General features: G+C 48.5%; 16 protein-coding genes. 3 read left to right on the top strand and 13 right to left on the bottom strand.

What is annotated here, in order from left to right; all coding sequences use genetic code 11:
* Positions 1-76: 76 nt before the first annotated feature.
* The 9 genes from ULO1_RS12855 to ULO1_RS12815 form a co-directional block, all read right to left on the bottom strand.
* Positions 77-1,999, bottom strand: a complete 1,923-nt coding sequence (locus tag ULO1_RS12855; RefSeq protein WP_159446905.1) for a sigma 54-interacting transcriptional regulator — start codon at positions 1,997-1,999, stop codon at positions 77-79.
* Entirely contained in the window at positions 1,989-5,075 is a 3,087-nt protein-coding gene (locus ULO1_RS12850) for an efflux RND transporter permease subunit (protein ID WP_079933719.1), read from the bottom strand. The genes ULO1_RS12855 and ULO1_RS12850 overlap by 11 nt, the downstream gene beginning before the upstream one ends.
* 19 nt (positions 5,076-5,094) lie before the next feature.
* A complete protein-coding gene (locus ULO1_RS12845) occupies positions 5,095-5,664 on the bottom strand; it encodes a hypothetical protein (protein WP_079933718.1) in 570 nt (189 codons plus the stop codon).
* Positions 5,665-5,747: 83 nt separating this feature from the next.
* Entirely contained in the window at positions 5,748-6,734 is a 987-nt protein-coding gene (locus tag ULO1_RS12840; protein WP_079933717.1) for a DctP family TRAP transporter solute-binding subunit, read from the bottom strand.
* Between the two features lie 54 nt (positions 6,735-6,788).
* Positions 6,789-8,084 carry a TRAP transporter large permease gene (locus tag ULO1_RS12835; protein ID WP_079906213.1) on the bottom strand — a complete coding sequence of 432 codons (1,296 nt, stop codon included), beginning with the start codon at positions 8,082-8,084 and terminating at the stop codon, positions 6,789-6,791.
* Complete coding sequence (locus ULO1_RS12830) at positions 8,050-8,604, bottom strand: TRAP transporter small permease (protein ID WP_242946579.1); 555 nt, start codon at positions 8,602-8,604, stop codon at positions 8,050-8,052. The genes ULO1_RS12835 and ULO1_RS12830 overlap by 35 nt, the downstream gene beginning before the upstream one ends.
* 63 nt (positions 8,605-8,667) lie before the next feature.
* Complete coding sequence (locus tag ULO1_RS12825) at positions 8,668-9,702, bottom strand: TRAP transporter substrate-binding protein (RefSeq protein ID WP_078664904.1); 1,035 nt, start codon at positions 9,700-9,702, stop codon at positions 8,668-8,670.
* A 126-nt stretch (positions 9,703-9,828) separates the two neighbouring features.
* On the bottom strand, positions 9,829-10,515 hold the full coding sequence (locus ULO1_RS12820; RefSeq protein ID WP_079933716.1) for a response regulator: 687 nt from the start codon (positions 10,513-10,515) through the stop codon (positions 9,829-9,831).
* Positions 10,484-12,103 (bottom strand): sensor histidine kinase, encoded by a 1,620-nt coding sequence (locus tag ULO1_RS12815; protein WP_078664906.1) that lies wholly within the window; start codon positions 12,101-12,103, stop codon positions 10,484-10,486. The genes ULO1_RS12820 and ULO1_RS12815 overlap by 32 nt, the downstream gene beginning before the upstream one ends.
* Before the next feature lie 166 nt (positions 12,104-12,269).
* Between ULO1_RS12815 and ULO1_RS12810 the strand changes: the two genes are divergently transcribed.
* Positions 12,270-13,271, top strand: coding sequence for a 4Fe-4S binding protein (locus tag ULO1_RS12810; RefSeq protein WP_159446904.1), 1,002 nt, complete (start codon positions 12,270-12,272; stop codon positions 13,269-13,271).
* On the opposite strand, the gene ULO1_RS12805 is transcribed toward ULO1_RS12810, so the two are convergent.
* From ULO1_RS12805 to ULO1_RS12790, 4 genes are read right to left on the bottom strand one after another with little or no spacing between them, the layout of a single operon-like run.
* On the bottom strand, positions 13,272-14,060 hold the full coding sequence (locus ULO1_RS12805) for an ABC transporter permease (RefSeq protein WP_078664908.1): 789 nt from the start codon (positions 14,058-14,060) through the stop codon (positions 13,272-13,274).
* Between the two features lies 1 nt (position 14,061).
* The gene (locus ULO1_RS12800; RefSeq protein ID WP_078664909.1) at positions 14,062-14,853 is read right to left on the bottom strand and encodes an ABC-2 family transporter protein; all 792 of its coding nucleotides are present in this window, start codon (positions 14,851-14,853) and stop codon (positions 14,062-14,064) included.
* Positions 14,850-15,863, bottom strand: coding sequence for an ATP-binding cassette domain-containing protein (locus tag ULO1_RS12795; protein ID WP_078664910.1), 1,014 nt, complete (start codon positions 15,861-15,863; stop codon positions 14,850-14,852). The genes ULO1_RS12800 and ULO1_RS12795 overlap by 4 nt, the downstream gene beginning before the upstream one ends.
* A gap of 56 nt (positions 15,864-15,919) precedes the next feature.
* On the bottom strand, positions 15,920-17,785 hold the full coding sequence (locus ULO1_RS12790) for a methyl-accepting chemotaxis protein (RefSeq protein ID WP_079906217.1): 1,866 nt from the start codon (positions 17,783-17,785) through the stop codon (positions 15,920-15,922).
* Between the two features lie 217 nt (positions 17,786-18,002).
* Between ULO1_RS12790 and ULO1_RS12785 the strand changes: the two genes are divergently transcribed.
* Both ULO1_RS12785 and ULO1_RS12780 read left to right on the top strand, forming a co-directional pair.
* On the top strand, positions 18,003-18,515 hold the full coding sequence (locus tag ULO1_RS12785; protein ID WP_079933714.1) for a hypothetical protein: 513 nt from the start codon (positions 18,003-18,005) through the stop codon (positions 18,513-18,515).
* 45 nt (positions 18,516-18,560) lie between these two features.
* Positions 18,561-19,085 (top strand): hypothetical protein, encoded by a 525-nt coding sequence (locus tag ULO1_RS12780; RefSeq protein ID WP_079933713.1) that lies wholly within the window; start codon positions 18,561-18,563, stop codon positions 19,083-19,085.
* Positions 19,086-19,127 lie beyond the last annotated feature (42 nt).

Raw genomic sequence — 19,127 nt, 5'->3', positions numbered from 1 at the left:
CCAGCATTTTGGCATGGTTTTTTCGCCTATTTTGATATTCGCCGTTTATTTACTGAACAATAAACTTGACATTTGTTTAAATTTTAAACTCTTTTAACTTCTTCCAAAGAGTGGTACGACTTATACCAAGTTTTTGAGCCAAAAGAGTCCTGTTTCCATTCATTTTGGCATCAAGCTTTCTAATGATTTCTAACTCCATTTCTTCCAATGTTCCCTCCCGAACTGTAATTGTGTCACCTTGCCAGCAGTTAACCTCTGACCTGTCAGGCTGTTGAAAGGTTTCCTTAAAATAACACTCCAATTCCTTAGAGGCCTGGTTATTTTGTTCCAGAATAACATAACGCTCGATGATGTTCTCCAATTCCCTCACATTTCCCGGCCAAGAATAACTTAACATCAATTCCTTTAAATATGAAGGGATTGATGTTACTTTTTTATCAAATTTCCTATTAAATTTATTTAAAAAGTGGTTAATCAATACCGGGATGTCCTCTTTTCTTTCCCTCAGCGGCGGAATTTTCAAATTAAGGACGTTCAGACGGAAATATAAATCCGATCGGAATTCTCCATTTTGAACCGCCCGGTTTAAATCTTCGTTTGCCGCTGAGATAACCCGCACATCGACGGGGATAATCCGATCTCCGCCAACCCGCCTAACTTCCTTTTCCTGCAATACTCTTAGAAGCCTAGCCTGCAAGTTCAACGATATCTTTCCTATTTCATCAAGAAATATAGTTCCACCATGAGCCAACTCAAACAACCCCGGCTTACCGCCTTTTCTTGCCCCGGTAAAAGCCCCTTCTTCATAACCAAAAAGTTCACTTTCCAAAAGGTTTTCCGGCAAGGCTGCACAATTTATAGCAACAAAAGGCCCCTTCCGTCTGTCACTGATAGCATGCATACTATGGGCAAATAGTTCTTTACCAGTACCGCTCTCACCAATAATCAATACAGTAGAGTCAGTCCGACCGAACTGTTTGGCCCGTTCAATTGTTTTTTCCATGATACTACTGCAGTAAACAATATCGTCAAAATTAAACCTGGAGATCAAACCTTTATTGTAGAGTTCTTTCCTGATGCGTTGTTCCAGCCTCTGCACCCTGGTAACATCCTGAAAAGTAATAACCATGCCAATATTCTGCCCTTCTACCATAATTGGCACCCGGTTAAAGACAATCTGGGCATCACCAAGACGCAGCACCTTCTCCGTTTCTTCTGTACCGTCCATTAAAAGAGGGGCCGGCAAAAGTGTTGATACAAGAGTATCTGCCGACCGGCTTAACACTTTTTCCCTGGGCAATCCCAGGATTTTTTCCGCTGCTGGATTAAAGACCGTTATCTCTCTTTCCTGATTCAATGCTACTATTCCATCAAAAGCATGATCAATAATCGTCTTAAGCCACTGTGTCTGTTCGAGGTCCTTTTGGCGCAACTCGATTATTTCCAAAGCCCTTTGGAAAGCACGGACTACGGCCCGTCGACTTGTATAAACCAAGACACCATGCATGCCAGCCTTTTGTGCTAACTGTACCCCTGTGTTACCTCCGCCTACTACTACCTCTACTCCTGATTTCTTGGCAGCAATAATTTGTTCCTGTAGTTCCTTTATATTACTGTAGATAAATTGCCGGATCGGGCAGCCTATTATTTCTTCCATACCAGCCAGAAAGTCCGATTCAAGCCGCGCGTGGTCATATGTGAAAAAACCAATATGGTGACTCACCTTTCTTGCTTTCCAAAAAGCCTGTAAAATATCAAAATCGGTAGCATCTGCATTGATCACCGGGATACTAAAATTCTTTTTCAGTGTTTCGGCCGTACCCCCCCGGCTGATAATGACTTCTATCTTATGCTGGTTAAGGACTTCCTGGAGTTTTTGCACAGCTTCTTCCAAAACCGCTTCCACAACAATAGCAGGCGTAGCCATCTCTTCCGAGACCCGTCTGAAAAGGGTGGTAAGCTCCGGATAAGACGAAGTCACTGCAATCTTAGGCTTCATCAAATCCCCCCCTCGAACCATTTGTTTTACACAACAGTTTTTCCTCAATTAGAGTGTATGCTGCCGGGATAAGTAGAGGGGTAAGGATAGTAGAGGTTAGCAAGCCGCCCACCAGCACAATCCCCATCGATGAACGCATCTCCGCTCCTTCGGCTACAGCCAGGGCCGTAGGCAGCATACCGAAAATCATGGTCATAGAGGTCATAAAAATGGGACGCAAGCGGGTTGTACCCGCTTCCAGCAGAGCTTCCCGTAAAGAAAGCCCCCGGGCCCGCAGCGTATTGGTGTAGTCGATTAAAAGAGTACCGTTTTTTGCCGCCAGCCCATCCAGCATGATTAGGCCAATAAGTGAGAGGATATTCAAGGAATTGCCGGTTATAGCCAGTGCCGCCAGAGCGCCAATTAGCCCCGCCGGCAATGATAACATACGAATGAAAGGAGTAAGATAGGATTCATAAAGCACCACCAGAATCATGTATACAAACATAATGGACAACAATAACGCCTGAATCAGATCCTGGAAGGATTCTTCCATATCCTTCTGTTCTCCATAAAAACTGATGTGGTACCCTGGCGGCAGAACTAACTGGTCCAGCTGCCGCTGGATATCTCCAGTTACATCCCCCAGTTTTCTCCCCTGATAGTTGGCCGAAACGGTAATCAAGCGCTGACGGTCCTTATGGTAAATTACCGGGGGTGCCGTCCTTTCCTGCAAATCAGCTACCTGGGCCAGGGTGACCAGATCTCCTGTCAAAGTCTGAACTTTAATAGCAGCCAGCTGTTCCCTATCCTGCACCTGCTCCCGGCGGGCCTGTAAACGGACATCGGTTTCCTTGCCCTGCTGGCGCAAAACCCCGGCTATCTGGCCATCTACTGCTGTGCGCAGGGTCGTCCCGGCTTCATAAGCTGTTACCCCCAGCAGAACCGCCCGTTCCCGCTGTAAAATCAGCTGCCATTCTGGCTTACCTTCCTTTTTCCAGCTGCTCATCACATCCACGGTTCCCGGAGTCTGGCGCACAATCCTTTCCACCTGGCTAGCCAGTTTCTCCAGGGTCTGAAAGTCCGGGCCTGTCACTTCGATTTGAATGGGCAATCCTCCCCGGCCCCCTACTATTCCCGGATCACTGACTACCAGTTTTATCCCAGGAAAATCCGGAGCCCAGGTGCGAACTTCGTCCATAATTTCCCAGACGGTGCGCTGGCGTTCTTTTTTGTCCACCAGCAGCACGTCTACACTGCCTAAGTTTACAGCAGAGCTGATACCGTATTTTTGGCCGGTATTTCGACCAATGGTAGCCAGATAGCTTTTCAGTTCCGGCAGTTGCCTGACCCTGGCCTCCAGTTTTTTGACAGCAGCATCAGTGGCTCGCAGGGAGGCCCCTTCCGGCAATTCCAGAGTGATGGTAAAACGATTCTGATCTGTCCGGGCAATAAACTCTGTTCCAATAAAGCCAAGAGGAATCAGGGCTACTGCCCCACCTACCAGCAATAACACCACCAGGATGGTAAGGCCCCGGTGGTCAAGGGTCCAGAGCAAGGCCCGGCGATAAGCAACCACAACCCAGGCTCCCAGCCGCTCCAGATAGCGCCAGAAACTGCCCTGGGCTTCTTTACCGCCACTGGCAAAGAGCCTGCTGGCCAGCGCAGGCGTCAGAGTAAAGGATACCAGCAAGGAAAAGAGAGTAGCAAAGACTACTGTTAAACCAAACTCCCGGAAAAACTGCCCTACCATGCCTTTCATAAAAGCCATGGGACCAAAGACAACCACATCTGATAAAGTGATAGCTACTGCCGCCAGGCCAATTTCCATCCTGCCATCCAGAGCTGCCTGAAACCCGGATTTTCCCTGTTTCAAATGGCGATGAATGTTTTCCAGAACTACAATTGAATCATCGACCAGAATCCCCACTGAAAGGGATAGACCCATCAGAGAGAGCAGGTTTAGACTGAATCCGGCCCATTTCATAGCCATAAAGGTGGAAATGATTGAAACAGGAATGGCCAGCAGAGCGATTAGCAGTGAACGCCATTCGCGCAGGAAAAAGAACAGCACCAACCCGGTCATCAATACCCCTTCTACCAGGTTCCGCTGGGTATCTTTTAAAGAGGCATTGGTAAAGGTGGAATCATCTTTGACAACTGAGAGTTTAACCCCTGGTGGCAAGAGGCGCTCCAAATCCTGCAGGCGGCTGGTTACCTGTTCAGCAGTAGCCACCAGATTGGCGCTGCTTTGCTTCTGGATAATCAGGGCCACAGCCTCCTGTCCGTTCAGGCGGCTATAATCCCGGTTTTCCTTGTTGGCCATTTTCACCTCAGCCACTTTATCCAGAGTCAAACCCGGCAAAAGGGGTAAATGGCGGATATCATCAAGATCGGTAAATTGCCCCACCAGGCGGACACCATACTCCCTCTCCCCCTGGGCAATCTGTCCCGAAGGTACATTCAGATTTTCTGCTGCCAGTTTGCGGGCCAGCTGGTTTAAGGTCAGGCCATATTGTTCCAGTTTGAGCAAATCCACATTGATCTGCACTTCCTGTTTTTGCCCACCGACAATATCCACTTGAGCCACGCCCTGGATGTTCTGCAGCGCATCCTTGAGTTTTTCGTCGGCAAGACGATACAACTCATTGGCAGGAAAAGGGCCGGTCAGCGCCAGAGTCATAAAGGGCTGATTGTTAAAATCAAATTTTTTCACTACCGGTTTTTGCGCATCTTTAGGCAGTTTGTTGATTATCCCGTCAATGGCTTTCTGTGCATCCTGAGCGGCAGTATCAGCATTGGTACTCATGGTAAACTCCAGTACCGTCATGGCAATGCCTTCCCCGGCGGTGGAATTGATGCGCTTCAGCCCCGCCAGGGGAGCAACCGCTTCCTCAATAGGATCAACAATGGTTTGCTCGATTTCAGCAGCTCCCGCTCCCGGATAGATAGTCAGGATAGTAACATAGGGCAGATTGGCTACCGGAAACAGGTCCACTCCCAGCCCGCGGTAACCGATAATCCCCAGCACTGCCAGCAGGGCAAACAGGACAGACAGGGCCCTGGTTTTTTCCAGTGCCCAGCGGGTAATATTCATCTCTCTCCCCTCCCGGATGTTAGGCCAGTGGTTGTGGTTGCTCCCCTAACACACTATGCAGCATGGATAACAAAAAAGTTTCCCGGGCAATAGCGGCAAAAGCCAGACGAAGGTCCTCTACCTCTTGCCAGGGGGCCGTTGCCAGTTCAGGAATATGTTCCTTCAATTCGTAAATAATCCCGATACTGGCATGCTGAATTAAATAGGCGGTTTCATATTGAGCCTGAACCTCTGCTGCCCAGTGAACAGCTTCGTACAAATGTCTTTCCAGTTCCAGCAAACTGGCCACTGCCAGGTCTTGGAAAACCAGCTCTCCCCGGTTTAACAGGCGCGCTGCCAGGAATAAGTCCACTCCCAGTCCGGCGGCCTGTTTCAGCTGATCCAGTAACAGCATATTATATTGTTCTTGCCATTCCTGAACCAGTTCATTGGTCAAAAGCAACCGGGCAAAGGCGATTTGCACTTTTTCCTGTAATACGGGAAGCATAGAGTTAAAAAATTTCTCCCGTTCCTCCCGGTAAAGGCCGGGCCCCTCCTGAACATCGTGAACAATTTCCTGCAATGCTGAACTCAGATCAAAATGATTCATCAGCTTCTCCTCCCGCCCCTATTTTAGCACAGGGAAGGACGGTAGAAAAGCAAGACCCGGTACAAAAATACCGGGTCTTTCGACTAAAACCAATCTTCACCGATTTCCTGGGCCAATTCTTCTCGCAAAGGCATTAGAATCCGCTGCCATTCTTTTCTTTGTTCAGGAGTAAGCTCAATGATTTTAGTACCCTGCGCCCGACGTATTCTTTCCAGATCCTCCAGATTTTGTTTAAACGCTTCCTGTCGTTCCCAGATAGTGACTTCCTGCAAAGTATCCAGGAGCAGCTGTCTGATTTTTTGATCCAGAGCTTCCCACTGGCTCTTGTTAACAACTACGGCATAACCCACATAACCGTGATTACTCAAGGTTATATATTTCTGCAACTGGTAAAATTTTTTGGAATAAAGATTGGAAGGGGGATTTTCACTGCCTTCCACCTGTCCCTTCTCCAGCGCCGAGTAAACGTCACTGAAAGCCATAGCAACGGGATTGGCCCCCAGACGCCGGAATTGTTTTGCCAGCATGGGGCTGTTCATGATCCGGAAATTCAAATCCCGGAAATCGCTGACTTTTACCAGCGGCCGATTGGCTGCCATTACCTTGAAACCATTATCCCAGTAAGCTAGCACCAGCAGATTTCGGGCAAAGAGAGATTGTTTCAGTTTTTCACCTACCGGCCCATCCAGCAAACGGTGAACAGCATCGATATCTTCATAATAAAAAGGCAAGTCCAGCAATTGCCAGACCGGACTGAATTCCGTCAGTTTACTGGTGGCAGGAGCAATAATCTGGACATAACCCTTCTGCACAGCCGCCAGCTCCTCCCCATCCTTATACAAAGTGGAATTGGGGAAAACCTGGATTTCCACTCTGCCCCTGCTGCGCTCCTGCACCAGCTGGGCCCAGCGCCGGGCCGCCCGGCCTTTCGGGGTATTGTCTCCTACAACATGAGAAAATTTAAGAATAACTTTTTCCTGACTGCTTACCTGCTCAAAATCTCTGGCCGGAGTTTGACATCCTCCGGCCAGAAAAGCAAGTACCAATATAAGTATAAGTAACTTGCGCATCCGGCCTCTCTCCTTTTTTTAATTATTTCGAGGCCAGCTTGCCAAAATCCTTTTTTAATCTGCCATTAACACCCGCGGAATATAGAGGGAAATATCCGGCCAGACCATGAGCAGAATCATAACGGCAATCATCAACACAATAAAGGGCACAACCCCTTTGACCACTTCCTCCAGCCGTTCTCTGGCCATATTGCTGACCACGAAGAGGTTAAGACCCACCGGGGGAGTAATCATAGCCAGCTCCATGTTTACAGTCATAACAATGGCGAACTGAATTAGGTCAATTCCAAGATGTTCAATCATAGGCAGCAGGATAGGCAAAGTAATGAGAGTAATGGATACCGCTTCCAGGAAGGTGCCCATGATAAAGAACATCAAGTTCGTAACCAGGAAGAAAGTGAATTTATTCAGATTGGCAGTTTTGATCCAGTCACCCACCAGATTAGGAACCTGGGCATCGGTAATATATAAGCTGAAGACCATCGCCGCAGCAATTACCAGATAAATCATGGAAATAGTATTGGTTGCGTCCCGTAATGCCGGGCGGATGTCTTTCCAGCTTAGTTCACGATAGATAAACACCGAAACGATAATGGTATAAAAGACTGATAATACCGCCGCCTCAGTAGGCGTAACAATACCGGAGTAGATGCTGCCCAGAATAAATACCGGCAAAAACGCCCCGGGCAATGCTTTAAAAGTAGCCCGCCATCTTTCCTCCATCGTAGCCTTTTCGCCACGGCCAAAACCATTCTTTTTAGCATAAATTATAGCACTGATAATCAGGACCAGGGCCATGAACAGACCCGGTAACAGACCGCCCATGAACAGCTTGCCGATGGACTCTTCCACAGTGATCCCGTAGATGATCAATGTCACACTGGGAGGAATGAGAATACCCAGGGTACCGGAAGCGGCAATCAGACCCATGGCATAGCGTTTGGGGTAACCGCCTTCAATCATCGCCGGTAGCATCAGGGCACCAATCGCCGCTGCCGTCGCCGGGGAAGAGCCGGAAATAGCGGCGAATATAGCACAGGCCAGAATTGTTACCACCGAGAGACCGCCAGGCAGATGGCCGATCCAGGCCCTCAATGCAGCAATTAAATATTTGGCAATACCGCCGCGGGACATTAGCACCCCTGCCATCACGAAAGCGGGAATGGCAATCAGGGGCGGTGCCAGCAAAGCGGAGAACATCCGCTGTACAATCATATACAACGAAAACTTGCCACCCAGATAAAGGATAATACTGGCCGCTGTACCAAGACTGACGGCAATGGGCACATTCAAAAGAAAGAGGATAATAAACAGACTAAATAGCAGAGTGGTAGTTGTCATTACTGTCATGGCCCCTGCCTCCTTCCTCAGCCGCTGCCCAATCCCGGCCGCCATTTTTGAAAACATCGTGAATTTTGTCCAGATAACGGATAGCCAGCATGATACCGCTGAGCGGCAGGACCAGGGAAACAATCCAGAGAGGAGTCTGACTATCCGCAGAGCCCTGGCCCAGCAGTTTATAAGTCATTACCAGTTGGGTGCCGAACACGGTGATAGCTCCGGCAAAAGCCAGACCCACCAGATGAGCGAAAATGGTGACAATTCGCTTCACCCCTAATGGCAAGAGACGGTACAGCATATCCACCTTAATATGATGATCATCCCGCAGGGCCACAGCAAAACCGATCATTGCCCCCCAGACAATCAGATAAACCGAATATTCATCTAAAATGGATTCCGGTTTACCGGTTACATAACGCAAAACGACATTGACCATAACCAGGGTCAGACCCAGGAAGATTAATCCACCGGACAGATAATCCTCTATTGCTTCATACATGGCAATGAATCTCTTCATAAACTTCTCCATCAGCCTAGCCTCCCTTCTCCGGAAAAAAGGGCACACCCTGCGGATGTGCCCCTGCAAGACAAATTATTGAGCATTCCGGGCGGCATCCATGATTTCCTTGCCGATTTTGCTTTCATACTCCCTGTAGACGGGTTCCATTGCTTTCACAAATTCTGCCCGGTCGGCTTCAGTCAGTTCATAAATTTCCACTTTACCGCTCTGTTTGATTTTTTCGAAACTTTCCTTATTCTGTTTATCGGAGAGCTCAGTAGCCAGTTTTGTTGCTTCATCCATGGCTTCTTTAACCTTAGAACGCAGATCTTCGGGAATGCTGTCCCAGAAGGACTTATTAACCAGCACCACATAATCTATGCGACCATGGCCAGAGACAGTCAGATACTTCTGAACTTCAATGTATTTCTGGGTATCAATATTATTGAAGGTATTTTCCTGACCATCCACAGTACCATTCTGCAGAGCCGGATAAACTTCACCGAAGGGAATGGTCTGGGAACCAGCCCCCAGGGCTTTAAACTGGGCATCCAGCACCCCGCCGGATTGGGTCCGGAACTTCAGCCCCTTGAAGTCTTCCGGCCGCTTCAGAGGCCGCTTGGAGTTGGTAAAATGCTTGGCACCATTGGGCCACCAGGCCAAACCGAGAATGCCTTTGTCTTCCAGACTGGTCAGCAATTTTTGTCCTACCGGTCCATTGTAGAAGTTTAAGGCAGCCTGATCGTTCTTGAAGATAAAAGGCATATCAACAATCTGGTATGCCGGATTTAAACCCACCAGTTTGGTTGCAGAAGGAGCGATCATTTGCACATTGTTGGCCACCAGGGCTTCCAGCTCTTCCTTGTCACCATAGAGCTGGGAAGAAGGATATACTTCTACCTTGACTTTGCCGCCTGTTTTCTGTTCCACCAGCTCCTTGAATTTGAGAGCAGCCTGCCCTTTGGGAGTGGTTTCCTTTACCACATGGGAAAATTTGATAACAATGGGCTCATCCTTTTTCTGTTCCCCCTGGCTGCTCTTTTCACCCCCGGAGCCACAGCCGGCCAGACCGAAAGCCAGTAGACCTGAGAGGGCAAGCGCAGCAGCCTTACGCCAGAAATTTTTCATCCCTGTTACCTCCTTGTAAATTTTTTGATAATTTTTAATTTTACTTGTATTCTATCTAATATGTCTTTAAATGAGAACCTTTTGTTCATATTGATTATTTTGTTCATTTTGGTCAAAAAAAGGAGTTCACCGCAAAAAATAGCGGTGAACCGGTCTGCCCACTGAACCATATTGAATCTCTTTTTGGATCAATTCCTCTTTCTCCAAATATTCCAGGTAGCGTCTTGCAGTCACCCGGGCCACCCCCACCAGTTCCGCTACCTCTTCAGCCGTCAGAGGGATGGCTTTTTGTCTGAGACAGGTAAGCACTTGTTCCAGGGTAAATAAGTTCAAGCCTTTCGGCAGCTCAGTATGCTTGAGCTTTTCCTGAACAATCACCGGCACTGCCAGCTGATCGATATCCTTCTGGTCCACCTGCTCCTTGCTGATCAGCTGTTTGCGTCGCTCCAGATAGGTTTCCAGAGCCTGTTTCAGCCGCTCAAATTTAAAAGGCTTAATTAAATAATCCACTACCCCGAAGCGCAACATCTGCTGAACTGTCTCACTATCCTGGGCCGCGGTAATGGCTATGACGTCCACCGGTAAGGCTGTACTGCGGATTTGCTGAATTACCTGGATACCATTCGTATCCGGCAGATAGATATCCAGAATCACCAGGTCGGGTTGCAGGTACCGGATTTCCTCCACTGCCCTGCTCCCCTGCCGCAATGCCCCTATCACCTGAAAGCCGGGAATCATATTGATAAAGCTCTGGTTCACCTCTACCACCATGGGGTCATCTTCAATCAGCAATACGCGCAGAGGTTGCACCATCCATTACCCCCTCATAACTAAATTTAACCAGAAAAAGGGTTCCCTGCTGGGGCCGTGAGCGCAAAATAATTTTACCTCCGGCGTTTTCCGCCTGCTGTTTGATTAAATACAGGCCCAGCCCTCTCCCCTCTGGCCGTTTGGTAGAATACCCCAGCTGAAAATAGCGGTCAAAATCCACATCAATCAGACCCGGGCCCCCATCGGCCACCCAGAGTATCAATTCCTTTTGATCCTGTTTGATCCCGCATTTCACCCAGCGCTTTTCCTGCTGGCAGGGTAATACTGCTTCCATAGCGTTTTCCAGCAGGTTCCCCATAATCAGCACGATGTCACTGGCAGTCAAATTGGCTGGCAGGGTCTTTAACTCTGATTTTCGGTCCAGTTCAAACCGGATATTGAGTTCCTTGGCCCGACCCATTTTGCCCAGCAACAGCCCGGCAATAGCCGGATCTTTGACCTGTCGCGTAAGAAAAGCTGTGATTTCCTGTTGCTGTTCCGTAATGCGGAAGATATAATCCAGCGCCTCCTGATAACGATGAAGCTGGATTAACCCGGCGATGGTATGGAGCTTATTCAGGTTTTCGTGGTTCTGCACCCGCAGGGCCTCGACAAACTTTTTCACCCCGGTTAATTCTTCCGCCAGCCGCCTTACTTCCGACTTATCCCGAAACACCGCTACCGCCCCGATGATTTTCTCCCGCCAGCGGATGGGCAAGCGATTGGAAACAATGATCTTGCGGTTAAATACCAGTTCCTGATTGAATTGACTGCTGCCGGTGCTGATCACTTCCGGCAGTGCGGTATTGGGGATAACCTCATTTATTGGACGTCCCAGCAATTCTTCCTCTGCTATGCCCAGAATTTGTCGGGCCGCAGGATTAATCAAGGTAATGCGATTTTCCCGGTCGATAGCGATAATTCCTTCATTAATAGCCGCCAGGATCGCCTCCCTTTCTTCCATCAAAGCGGCGATTTCCTCCGGTTCCAGGCCAAAAATGGCCTGCTTGACATGAGCAGCCAGATAAAAAGCACCAATAGCACCAGCGAACAGGGCGAGGATCATCGTCAGATATATACTGCTTTTCCACTCCAGCAGCACTTCCCCCAGGGAAGGGGTCAAAATCCCCACCACTACTACTCCCACCTGGGCAATGCCCCGTTCATCCTTAATCGGGACAAAGGCACGCACAGCTTCCCCGTTGACTCCCACTGCCAGAGAAGTATATTCATTATCGGCAAAGGCCGGTCCCTCATCTCCACCGGCAAAAATCGTGCCGATCCGATTGGCCACCGGATGGGATAAGCGCTTTTTGTTCATATCCAGTACCACAATATAATCTACATTGGTAGCCAGCCGAATCCGTTCCACATAAGGCTGAATAATTTTTTCTGCCCCCGGACGCCCGACATTTTGCTGAATCAAAGGAGATTGGGCCACGGTGCGGCCAATGGCCAGGGCCCGCCGCCCCAGTTCAGAACGAAAATCCTGAACTGATTGCCAGCTCACTACCACCGCCACAATGGTTACCGAAAACATGACGATCAGAAAAGCCAGCAGGGTCATTTTGGTCCGCAAGCGTATAGTCATTCCGGAAAACCTCCCTCATCCCCGCTGCTGCTATACTTCGACATTTTTAACAGCTTCCCTGCCCGAACAAGCGAAAATGTGATAAAAGTCATTGCTATTTCCAAAAAGATTAGTTAAAATGGTATTTGTTATAAAAAGTACAATCCGCAGAAGGGAGAGGAAGAAATTGTCACAGCAATTCTGGCGTCGCCTGAGTCAGGCCTTTTTTGTTCTTGCCAGCCTCTGGATCGGCTATCAATTCTATCAGTTTTATCTCTACCTGGAAGGGACTGGGCCTGCTGCCAGCCGTCCCCCCGGAGTAGAAGGCTATCTGCCCATTGCCGCCCTGGTGGGGCTAAAATACTGGCTAACTACTGGTAACTGGGACCCGGTTCACCCTGCCGGCCTGACTTTGCTCCTCTTTTTCCTGGCTATTTCCTGGCTGTTACATAAAGCCTTTTGTAGCTGGATTTGCCCGATCGGCAGCTTATTCGAGAGCGTGAGCTGGCTGGGTCGGAAACTGGGCCTGCCCGGCCATAAACAGCCCTGGCCCCGCCGTCACCTGGTATTGAAAATCCTGGACTGGTTGTTGCGCAGTATCAAGTATATCTTGATGATCTTTTTCCTGTATTACATTCTCCTGGGCATGAGTGGTGAAGAACTGGCCGCCTATCTGCAAACACCCTATATGGCTCTGGCTGATGTAGCCATGTTGCAGTTTTTCCTCAGCCCGGGTACCGTTTTTTTGACGGTGGTAGGTATCTTTCTGCTGGGCAGCCTGTTCGGCACCAATCTCTGGTGTCGCTACCTCTGCCCCTATGGCGCCCTCATGGGACTTATGGGCAGCCTGGGCCTGAGCCGGGTCCAGCGGGATAACAATAGCTGCATTAACTGTCAGGCCTGTAACCGGGCCTGCCCCAACTGGCTGCCAGTGGCTGAATCCCGGCGGGTACACAGCCCCGATTGCCATCTCTGTCTGCAGTGTGTCAGCGCCTGCCCGGTTCCAGGCACCTTAAAGCCCGGTTTCTGGTCCCGCTTTACCGGCAAGGAGGCAATGACTGTCGCAGTACTGGTTCTAGGACTGTTCCTGCTGGTTTACGTTGTAGCCCGGTTGACCGGCCACTGGGATAATGGCCTCTCCATCGATTTTTACCGGCAAATGCGGGCCTTTTATACCGGCCACCCCTGATCAGTTTCCAGCACCGGTATAGCGCCTGATGCCCCGATTCCAGATCAGCACCCCGATTAGGAAAACTACCAGGCCGACCAGCGGAGTTAAAATCCCGCCGGTCAGGCCTTCTTTTTTGCCCAGCAGCAAGGCTGCCGGAAAATAGCCGGTAAAGGCAAAGGGCAATATAAAGGTGAGGATGAAACGGACAATTCCCCGATATACAGTGACAGGATAACGGCCATAAACCGAGATATTATACATAGTGGGCATCAGGGCGATATTGCCTTCAAACCAGAAGGCCAGACTGGCCAGTGCTATGAAGATGCCACCATAGACCAGCGTTCCTCCGGTAACCGTCAAAATCAGCACGGGAAAATGCCACCAGCTCCAGTCCAGCCCAGCGGTTTTGGCACCATAAAGCAAAACGAGAAAGCCGCTGACCAGGCTGAGGGCTGATTCCAGTTCAATCTGTTCCAGCATTACCTGAAACAGGGAAGGGGCTGGACGAACCAGGACCCGGTCCAGTTCCCCCTGAAGAATATAGCGACGGGGAACTTCAAAGAAATTGCTGAAAAAAACATTGAACAGAGCATAGGGTAAGAGAAAAAAACCATAGAGAAACAGCATTTCCCCTTCATTCCAACCATTGAGCCTGGGAATCTGGCGAAAAATGACCAGAATCAGCACCAGACTCATAATCTGACTCATAAGATCAGCGAAAAACTGGGCAAAAAAATCTCCCCGGTATGCCAGCAGTTTCTTCAGGTACTGTTTGCTGTATCCGCTAAAAAGCCGCCAGTAATGCATGTTATCCCCCCTGTATCATTAGCCCTTTCAGAGCCCGCTGCCAGAGCAGCCGGGAAATGAAAGCCAGCACCAGAAACCAGAGGACCTGTTCCGCCAGGACCTGCCAGCCTGCAGCCGGACTGATTTTCCCCAGCCAGATCAAGGTGGGCAAATAACTGATAGAACGAAAGGGCAAAAAATCGATGATTTGCTGGGCCCAGGCAGGATAAAAGCTGATCGGAACTAACAGTCCGGAGAGCAAATCCACCAGCACTCGCTTCATCCGCTGAATGCCCGTATTATTATAGGTATAAAAAGTCAGGTAACCGGTAAGCAAATTGAGCTGGGCATTGACCAGAAAACTGCCTAAAGCCGCTAACAAAAACATCCCCCAGGCTGTCAGACTGGACGGTAATTTAAAGGGATAAAAGAGATACATCACTAAGCCGCTAGGAAGAGTAAAGACCAGAAGACGAAAAAGGGCTTCTCCCAGAGCCCGGGCCAGCTTGACCGCCCCGTAATCATAAGGCCGCAACAATTCCAGCACAATCCGCCCTTCTCGCACTTCCAGGGCGATTTCCCTTTCCAGATTATTGAAATAAAAAGAGCGCACTACCCAGGCTACGATTACGTAACTTAGCATTTCCGAATGAGTAAAACCAGCCAGGGGCCGCCTGGCAGCATAGATAGCATCCCAGAGAAAAAAATAGCCACCAATCTGCACCAGGTAGTTGAGCACACCGGTCAGGTTGGAAACCCGGTAAGCCAGCTGTTTCATGAATTCCATGCGGATCAGAGTCAGATATATTCTCATAAGGCCAGGCCTCCCTGGCGATAAATATCGGCGACAATTTCCTCAATAGGTGTCTCCTCAATTTTGATATCCAGTACCGGTAACCGGTTCAGGATAGGCTGCAGGATAGCAGCTGTTGTCACCTCTTGTTCCACAAAAGAGCCATTCCAGATCCGCCCCTCATCCTGAGCCTGCCATCTCACCGGCAGGTGGCCGCAGATCTCCTGCCAGACAATTGGCGCCACCGGTTGTTCCAGTTCAATCCGCAACTGGCGCTCCCGGCCAAATTGCTGGCGCAGGTTGTCCAGATTACCATCATAAATTTTTCTGCCCTGGTCAATAATCACTACCCGCTGACAGAGAGCTTCGATATCCCCCAGGTCATGGGTAGTAAGAAAAATGGTCGTACCGTCTTCCCGGTTTACTTCCTGGAGAAAGCGCCGGATTTCATTTTTGGCTACCACATCCAGACCGATAGTAGGTTCATCCAGGAATATCAAGGGCGGACGGTGAATAAGGGCGGCTGCCAGCTCACTGCGCATGCGCTGACCCAGGCTCAATTTGCGTACCGGAGTATGCAGAAAAGATGATAGAGACAGGCGATCAGCAAAATCGGCAATCCGCTTCTCCAGCAAAGAATCAGGAACCCGGTAGAGCTGACCCAGCAAGCGCAGCGACTCAATCACCGCCAGATCCCACCAGAGCTGGCTGCGCTGGCCAAACACCACCCCGATCTGCCGTACATACCTTTCCCTCTCCTGGTAGGGCGTAAACCCATTGACCAGAAGCCGCCCCGAGCTGGGTACCAGGACCCCGGTCAGCATTTTGATGGTGGTAGATTTACCGGCTCCATTAGCGCCGATAAAACCGATAATCTCCCCCCGCTTCACTTGCAGGTTCAGGTTATCCACAGCCCTGAGGATACGGTAGTCCCGCTGGAACAAATCCAGTACTGCTCCCCATAAACCCTCCCGGCGTTTAAACAAACGAAATTCTTTGGTTAAGTTCACAGTTTCGATGATATAGTCCATCTCCTTTTCTCCTCCTTCGCCTCCCTCATTATAACATAAAATTAGAGCCCCAGGCGTTAAGCCTGCGGCTCTAAATGAAATTGACTTACTGCTTCCTCCATTTCCCTGGTCATTTCCACCAGCTGCTCACTGGCGGTAGAAATTTCCGCAGTCAAACCCTGCAGTTGTTCACTAAGGGCTGACATCTCCTGGGCACTGGCGCTGTTTTCACCAGCCATTTCCGTAATTTTAACCATTACTGTTTCAATAGTCCTGGCCGCAGCACTAATTTCTTCTGCCTGAGCAGCCGATTCCTTAATGGCCCTGGTCAGCTCTTTGACAGCAGCAACAGCACCTTTACCAGCCTGATTAATGTTTTCCGATTCGCCAGCAATCCGTTCCACCTGATTAAACGTACTGTTCATTTGCTGAACTATGGTTTCCAGCGCCTGTCCGGTGCGCTCAGCCAGGCTGATGCCAGTTTCCACTTCTGACTCCCCTTGTACCATACCGTCAACCGCACGCTGGATGCCCGCCTGAATATCGTGGACCAGCTGGCTGATTTCCCGGGCCGCTCCTGCCGACTTTTCGGCCAGCTTTCTCACCTCATCAGCCACCACGGCAAAACCTTTGCCATGTTCGCCGGCCCGGGCTGCCTCAATAGCAGCATTTAAGGCTAGCAAATTAGTCTGTTCGGCAATGTCCACAATCACCTGGATTATCCCATCAATCTGATTGGAAGCAGCCCCCAGGCGTTTAACCTGTTCCGCAGCATAACTGACGGACTGGCGCACTTTGGCCATCCCGGCAACAGTTTCAGCCACTACTTGTCTGCTGTCACTGGCCACCTGCTGCGTCTGGGTGGCCTGTTTAGCCAGCTCCTGGTTTTCTTCACTGATTTTACGAATCCCGGCAGCGGTAACAGCTACCATTTTTCTTACTTCTTCTGCCTGTTCACTTTGTTCTTCCAGCAAAGCCGCAATCTGGTTCACGCTTTCAACCAGATTCTCCACTGCACTCAGGGCCTGCTGGCTTTCTCCTACCTGGACATGGGCTTTCTGGTCAACAACCGTTATGGCAGCTGCCAGCTGACCATTGGCTTCCGCCCCGTTCTCAGCCCCTGCTGCCATTTGCCGGGCAAAGTGGGTCAGATCAACGGCTTTCATTTTCATGCCTTCTACCAGAGTATACAAATGTTCTACCATTTGATTAAAGCTGCGCTCCAGCTGACCAAATTCATCCTTTCGGCCGCCCAAATTCAATCTGGTATAAAGCTGTCCACTGGCTACCAGCTGCATTCCTGATTGCAGTTCTTTAATGGGCTTTAACAGATGGCGCTGTAAGACAAAACCTAATACCAGCGCACCTACTAGAGATAGAGCTCCTAAACCGATGGTCCGCCAGCGGAAAGCTGCAGCCAGCTGGTCATAATAGGCATTGGGCACACCCACATAAAGTATGCCGATAACTTTCCCTTCCGGGTTTTTGATCGGCTCGTAGATAGTCTGGTACATGCGGCCCACTACTTCTGCCTCACCAAGAAAGGTTTTCTGTTCTACCAGCACTTCCTGGCGAACTTTTTCAGAAACTTTTGTACCCACCGCCCGGCTGCCATCAGGCTTGCGAACATTAGTAGCTACCCGAACATCGCCCTGAAAGATGGTAACGGTATCGCCTGTTTTCTGGCCGATTAAATCCACAGCAGAATAATCATCATTGATCCGGTACTCGCCTTTGTAAAGCTGACCATCGCGAACCTGCCAGGGCCCGGGATATTTGTAATTCAGGATAATTTTACTCATTTCCAGGTCGCTTCGAAGTTTTTGTCTGGCAGCTGCCAGCAACTGGTCTTTGGCAGCTGATGCAGTATAAAAAGCTAACAATAGCACTGCAAAAAAAGTTAATCCAACTAGTGCTGCATAAAGTTTTCTGGCATAACTCACTCCGCTTCCCCTTTCTTTTTGTTTTTATAATTATTTCTACATTTTATGATTAAATCCTGCACAATTTTTGTTTTTTTGACATGTTTTATACAATCGAGTAGTCAATGAGCGATGATCACAAGATAAACACATTGTCGGAAATATTTGGTTGATTTCTTTTTTTTTTGTATTATAATTTATTTGGGCGCCCGGAAATATTTTTTAAAGGAGTGAAAAAATGAAAAAGAAGGTTTGGATTGTATTATTTTTAAGTATATATATCTTTACAATGTTAGAAAATGCATTGGCATATAATTTAACAGGAAAAAAATGGGTCGATCCCAAAACGCCAAAATATTACTGGGTCTCTGGTTTCCCAAGCGATTTGCAAACTGCTGCTAATAATGCTGCTAAAAGTTGGATGAACGCTTCCAGTAAATTAAGTCTCACTTATAATAATTCCGGAACAGTCGCTTTAACTTCTACGTATAATTCGAAATCGAATCTATCAGGTTATACAACTCTTCAAACTGATTTTGGAGGGTTAGGCAATACAATAATTGGAGCCAGAGTAATAATAAATACTTATGTAACAAACAAATATAATTCAACGCAAAAACAAAGTGTACTTGGACATGAATTCGGGCATGTCTGGGGTTTGGGTGACTCTGGCGATCTCTGGGCATTGATGTATCCCTCTGATGAGGAAAGGAACTACAGAGAACTTATCTGCCAAGAAGTGATGATATAGCAGGAATTAATGCTATTTATCCATAAATTAAAGGGGGCGATTTATTTGAAAAAAATACTAAAATTTTTTTCATATGGCATAATTGTGACTGTCTTTGGTCTCTTTGGTTTTTACAAATATATCACCTCACAACCGGTAGTTGTCCATGCCAGTTATGCGGAAATCATGTCTCCAGAAAAAGCAGCTGCACAGGCTGATAATATCGTCATCGGCCGGGTAGTAAAAAATCTAGGAACTTACCAGGAAAATATGTTTCCTTATACCGACTTTGAGATCCAGGTAGAAAAAAATCTTAAGGGAGTTATCAACGGCAATTTTGTTTTTGCCCAGGAAGGGGGCTATGATAAAGATATAGGCAAAACTATTCAATTTGATAACTATAAAATTTTCACCCCCGGAGAAAGATATTTGCTCTTCCTAAAAAAATACCCGGATGAGCCAGCAAAATATTATTCCGTTGGCAGTGGACCTACAGTTTATAAGCTGGAAGGAGATAAAGCCTTAAATATGTTCCTGCAACGCAGTCTGACCCTGGACGGACTGGAAAAGATTATTGCTCAGCATAAATAAAAGGGGATGGCATCAGCCATCCCCTGCTCTCTTCTATATTTA

This window comes from Carboxydocella sp. ULO1, assembly GCF_002049255.1.
Lineage (GTDB): Bacteria > Bacillota.
Note: the sequence above shows the minus strand (reverse complement) of the source record. Positions and strands in the feature narration are given on the sequence as shown.

Excerpts from the sequence above, each read along its gene's own strand:
- ULO1_RS12855 (WP_159446905.1), bottom strand. The coding sequence starts at position 1,999 with ATGAAGCCTAAGATTGCAGTGACTTCGTCTTATCCGGAGCTTACCACC.
- ULO1_RS12840 (WP_079933717.1), bottom strand. The coding sequence starts at position 6,734 with ATGCGCAAGTTACTTATACTTATATTGGTACTTGCTTTTCTGGCCGGA.
- ULO1_RS12830 (WP_242946579.1), bottom strand. The coding sequence starts at position 8,604 with ATGGAGAAGTTTATGAAGAGATTCATTGCCATGTATGAAGCAATAGAG.
- ULO1_RS12815 (WP_078664906.1), bottom strand. The coding sequence starts at position 12,103 with ATGACTATACGCTTGCGGACCAAAATGACCCTGCTGGCTTTTCTGATC.
- ULO1_RS12845 (WP_079933718.1), bottom strand. The coding sequence starts at position 5,664 with ATGAATCATTTTGATCTGAGTTCAGCATTGCAGGAAATTGTTCACGAT.
- ULO1_RS12835 (WP_079906213.1), bottom strand. The coding sequence starts at position 8,084 with ATGACAGTAATGACAACTACCACTCTGCTATTTAGTCTGTTTATTATC.
- ULO1_RS12795 (WP_078664910.1), bottom strand. The coding sequence starts at position 15,863 with ATGGACTATATCATCGAAACTGTGAACTTAACCAAAGAATTTCGTTTG.
- ULO1_RS12805 (WP_078664908.1), bottom strand. The coding sequence starts at position 14,060 with ATGCATTACTGGCGGCTTTTTAGCGGATACAGCAAACAGTACCTGAAG.
- ULO1_RS12850 (WP_079933719.1), bottom strand. The coding sequence starts at position 5,075 with ATGAATATTACCCGCTGGGCACTGGAAAAAACCAGGGCCCTGTCTGTC.
- ULO1_RS12825 (WP_078664904.1), bottom strand. The coding sequence starts at position 9,702 with ATGAAAAATTTCTGGCGTAAGGCTGCTGCGCTTGCCCTCTCAGGTCTA.
- ULO1_RS12820 (WP_079933716.1), bottom strand. The coding sequence starts at position 10,515 with ATGGTGCAACCTCTGCGCGTATTGCTGATTGAAGATGACCCCATGGTG.
- ULO1_RS12800 (WP_078664909.1), bottom strand. The coding sequence starts at position 14,853 with ATGAGAATATATCTGACTCTGATCCGCATGGAATTCATGAAACAGCTG.
- ULO1_RS12785 (WP_079933714.1), top strand. The coding sequence starts at position 18,003 with ATGAAAAAGAAGGTTTGGATTGTATTATTTTTAAGTATATATATCTTT.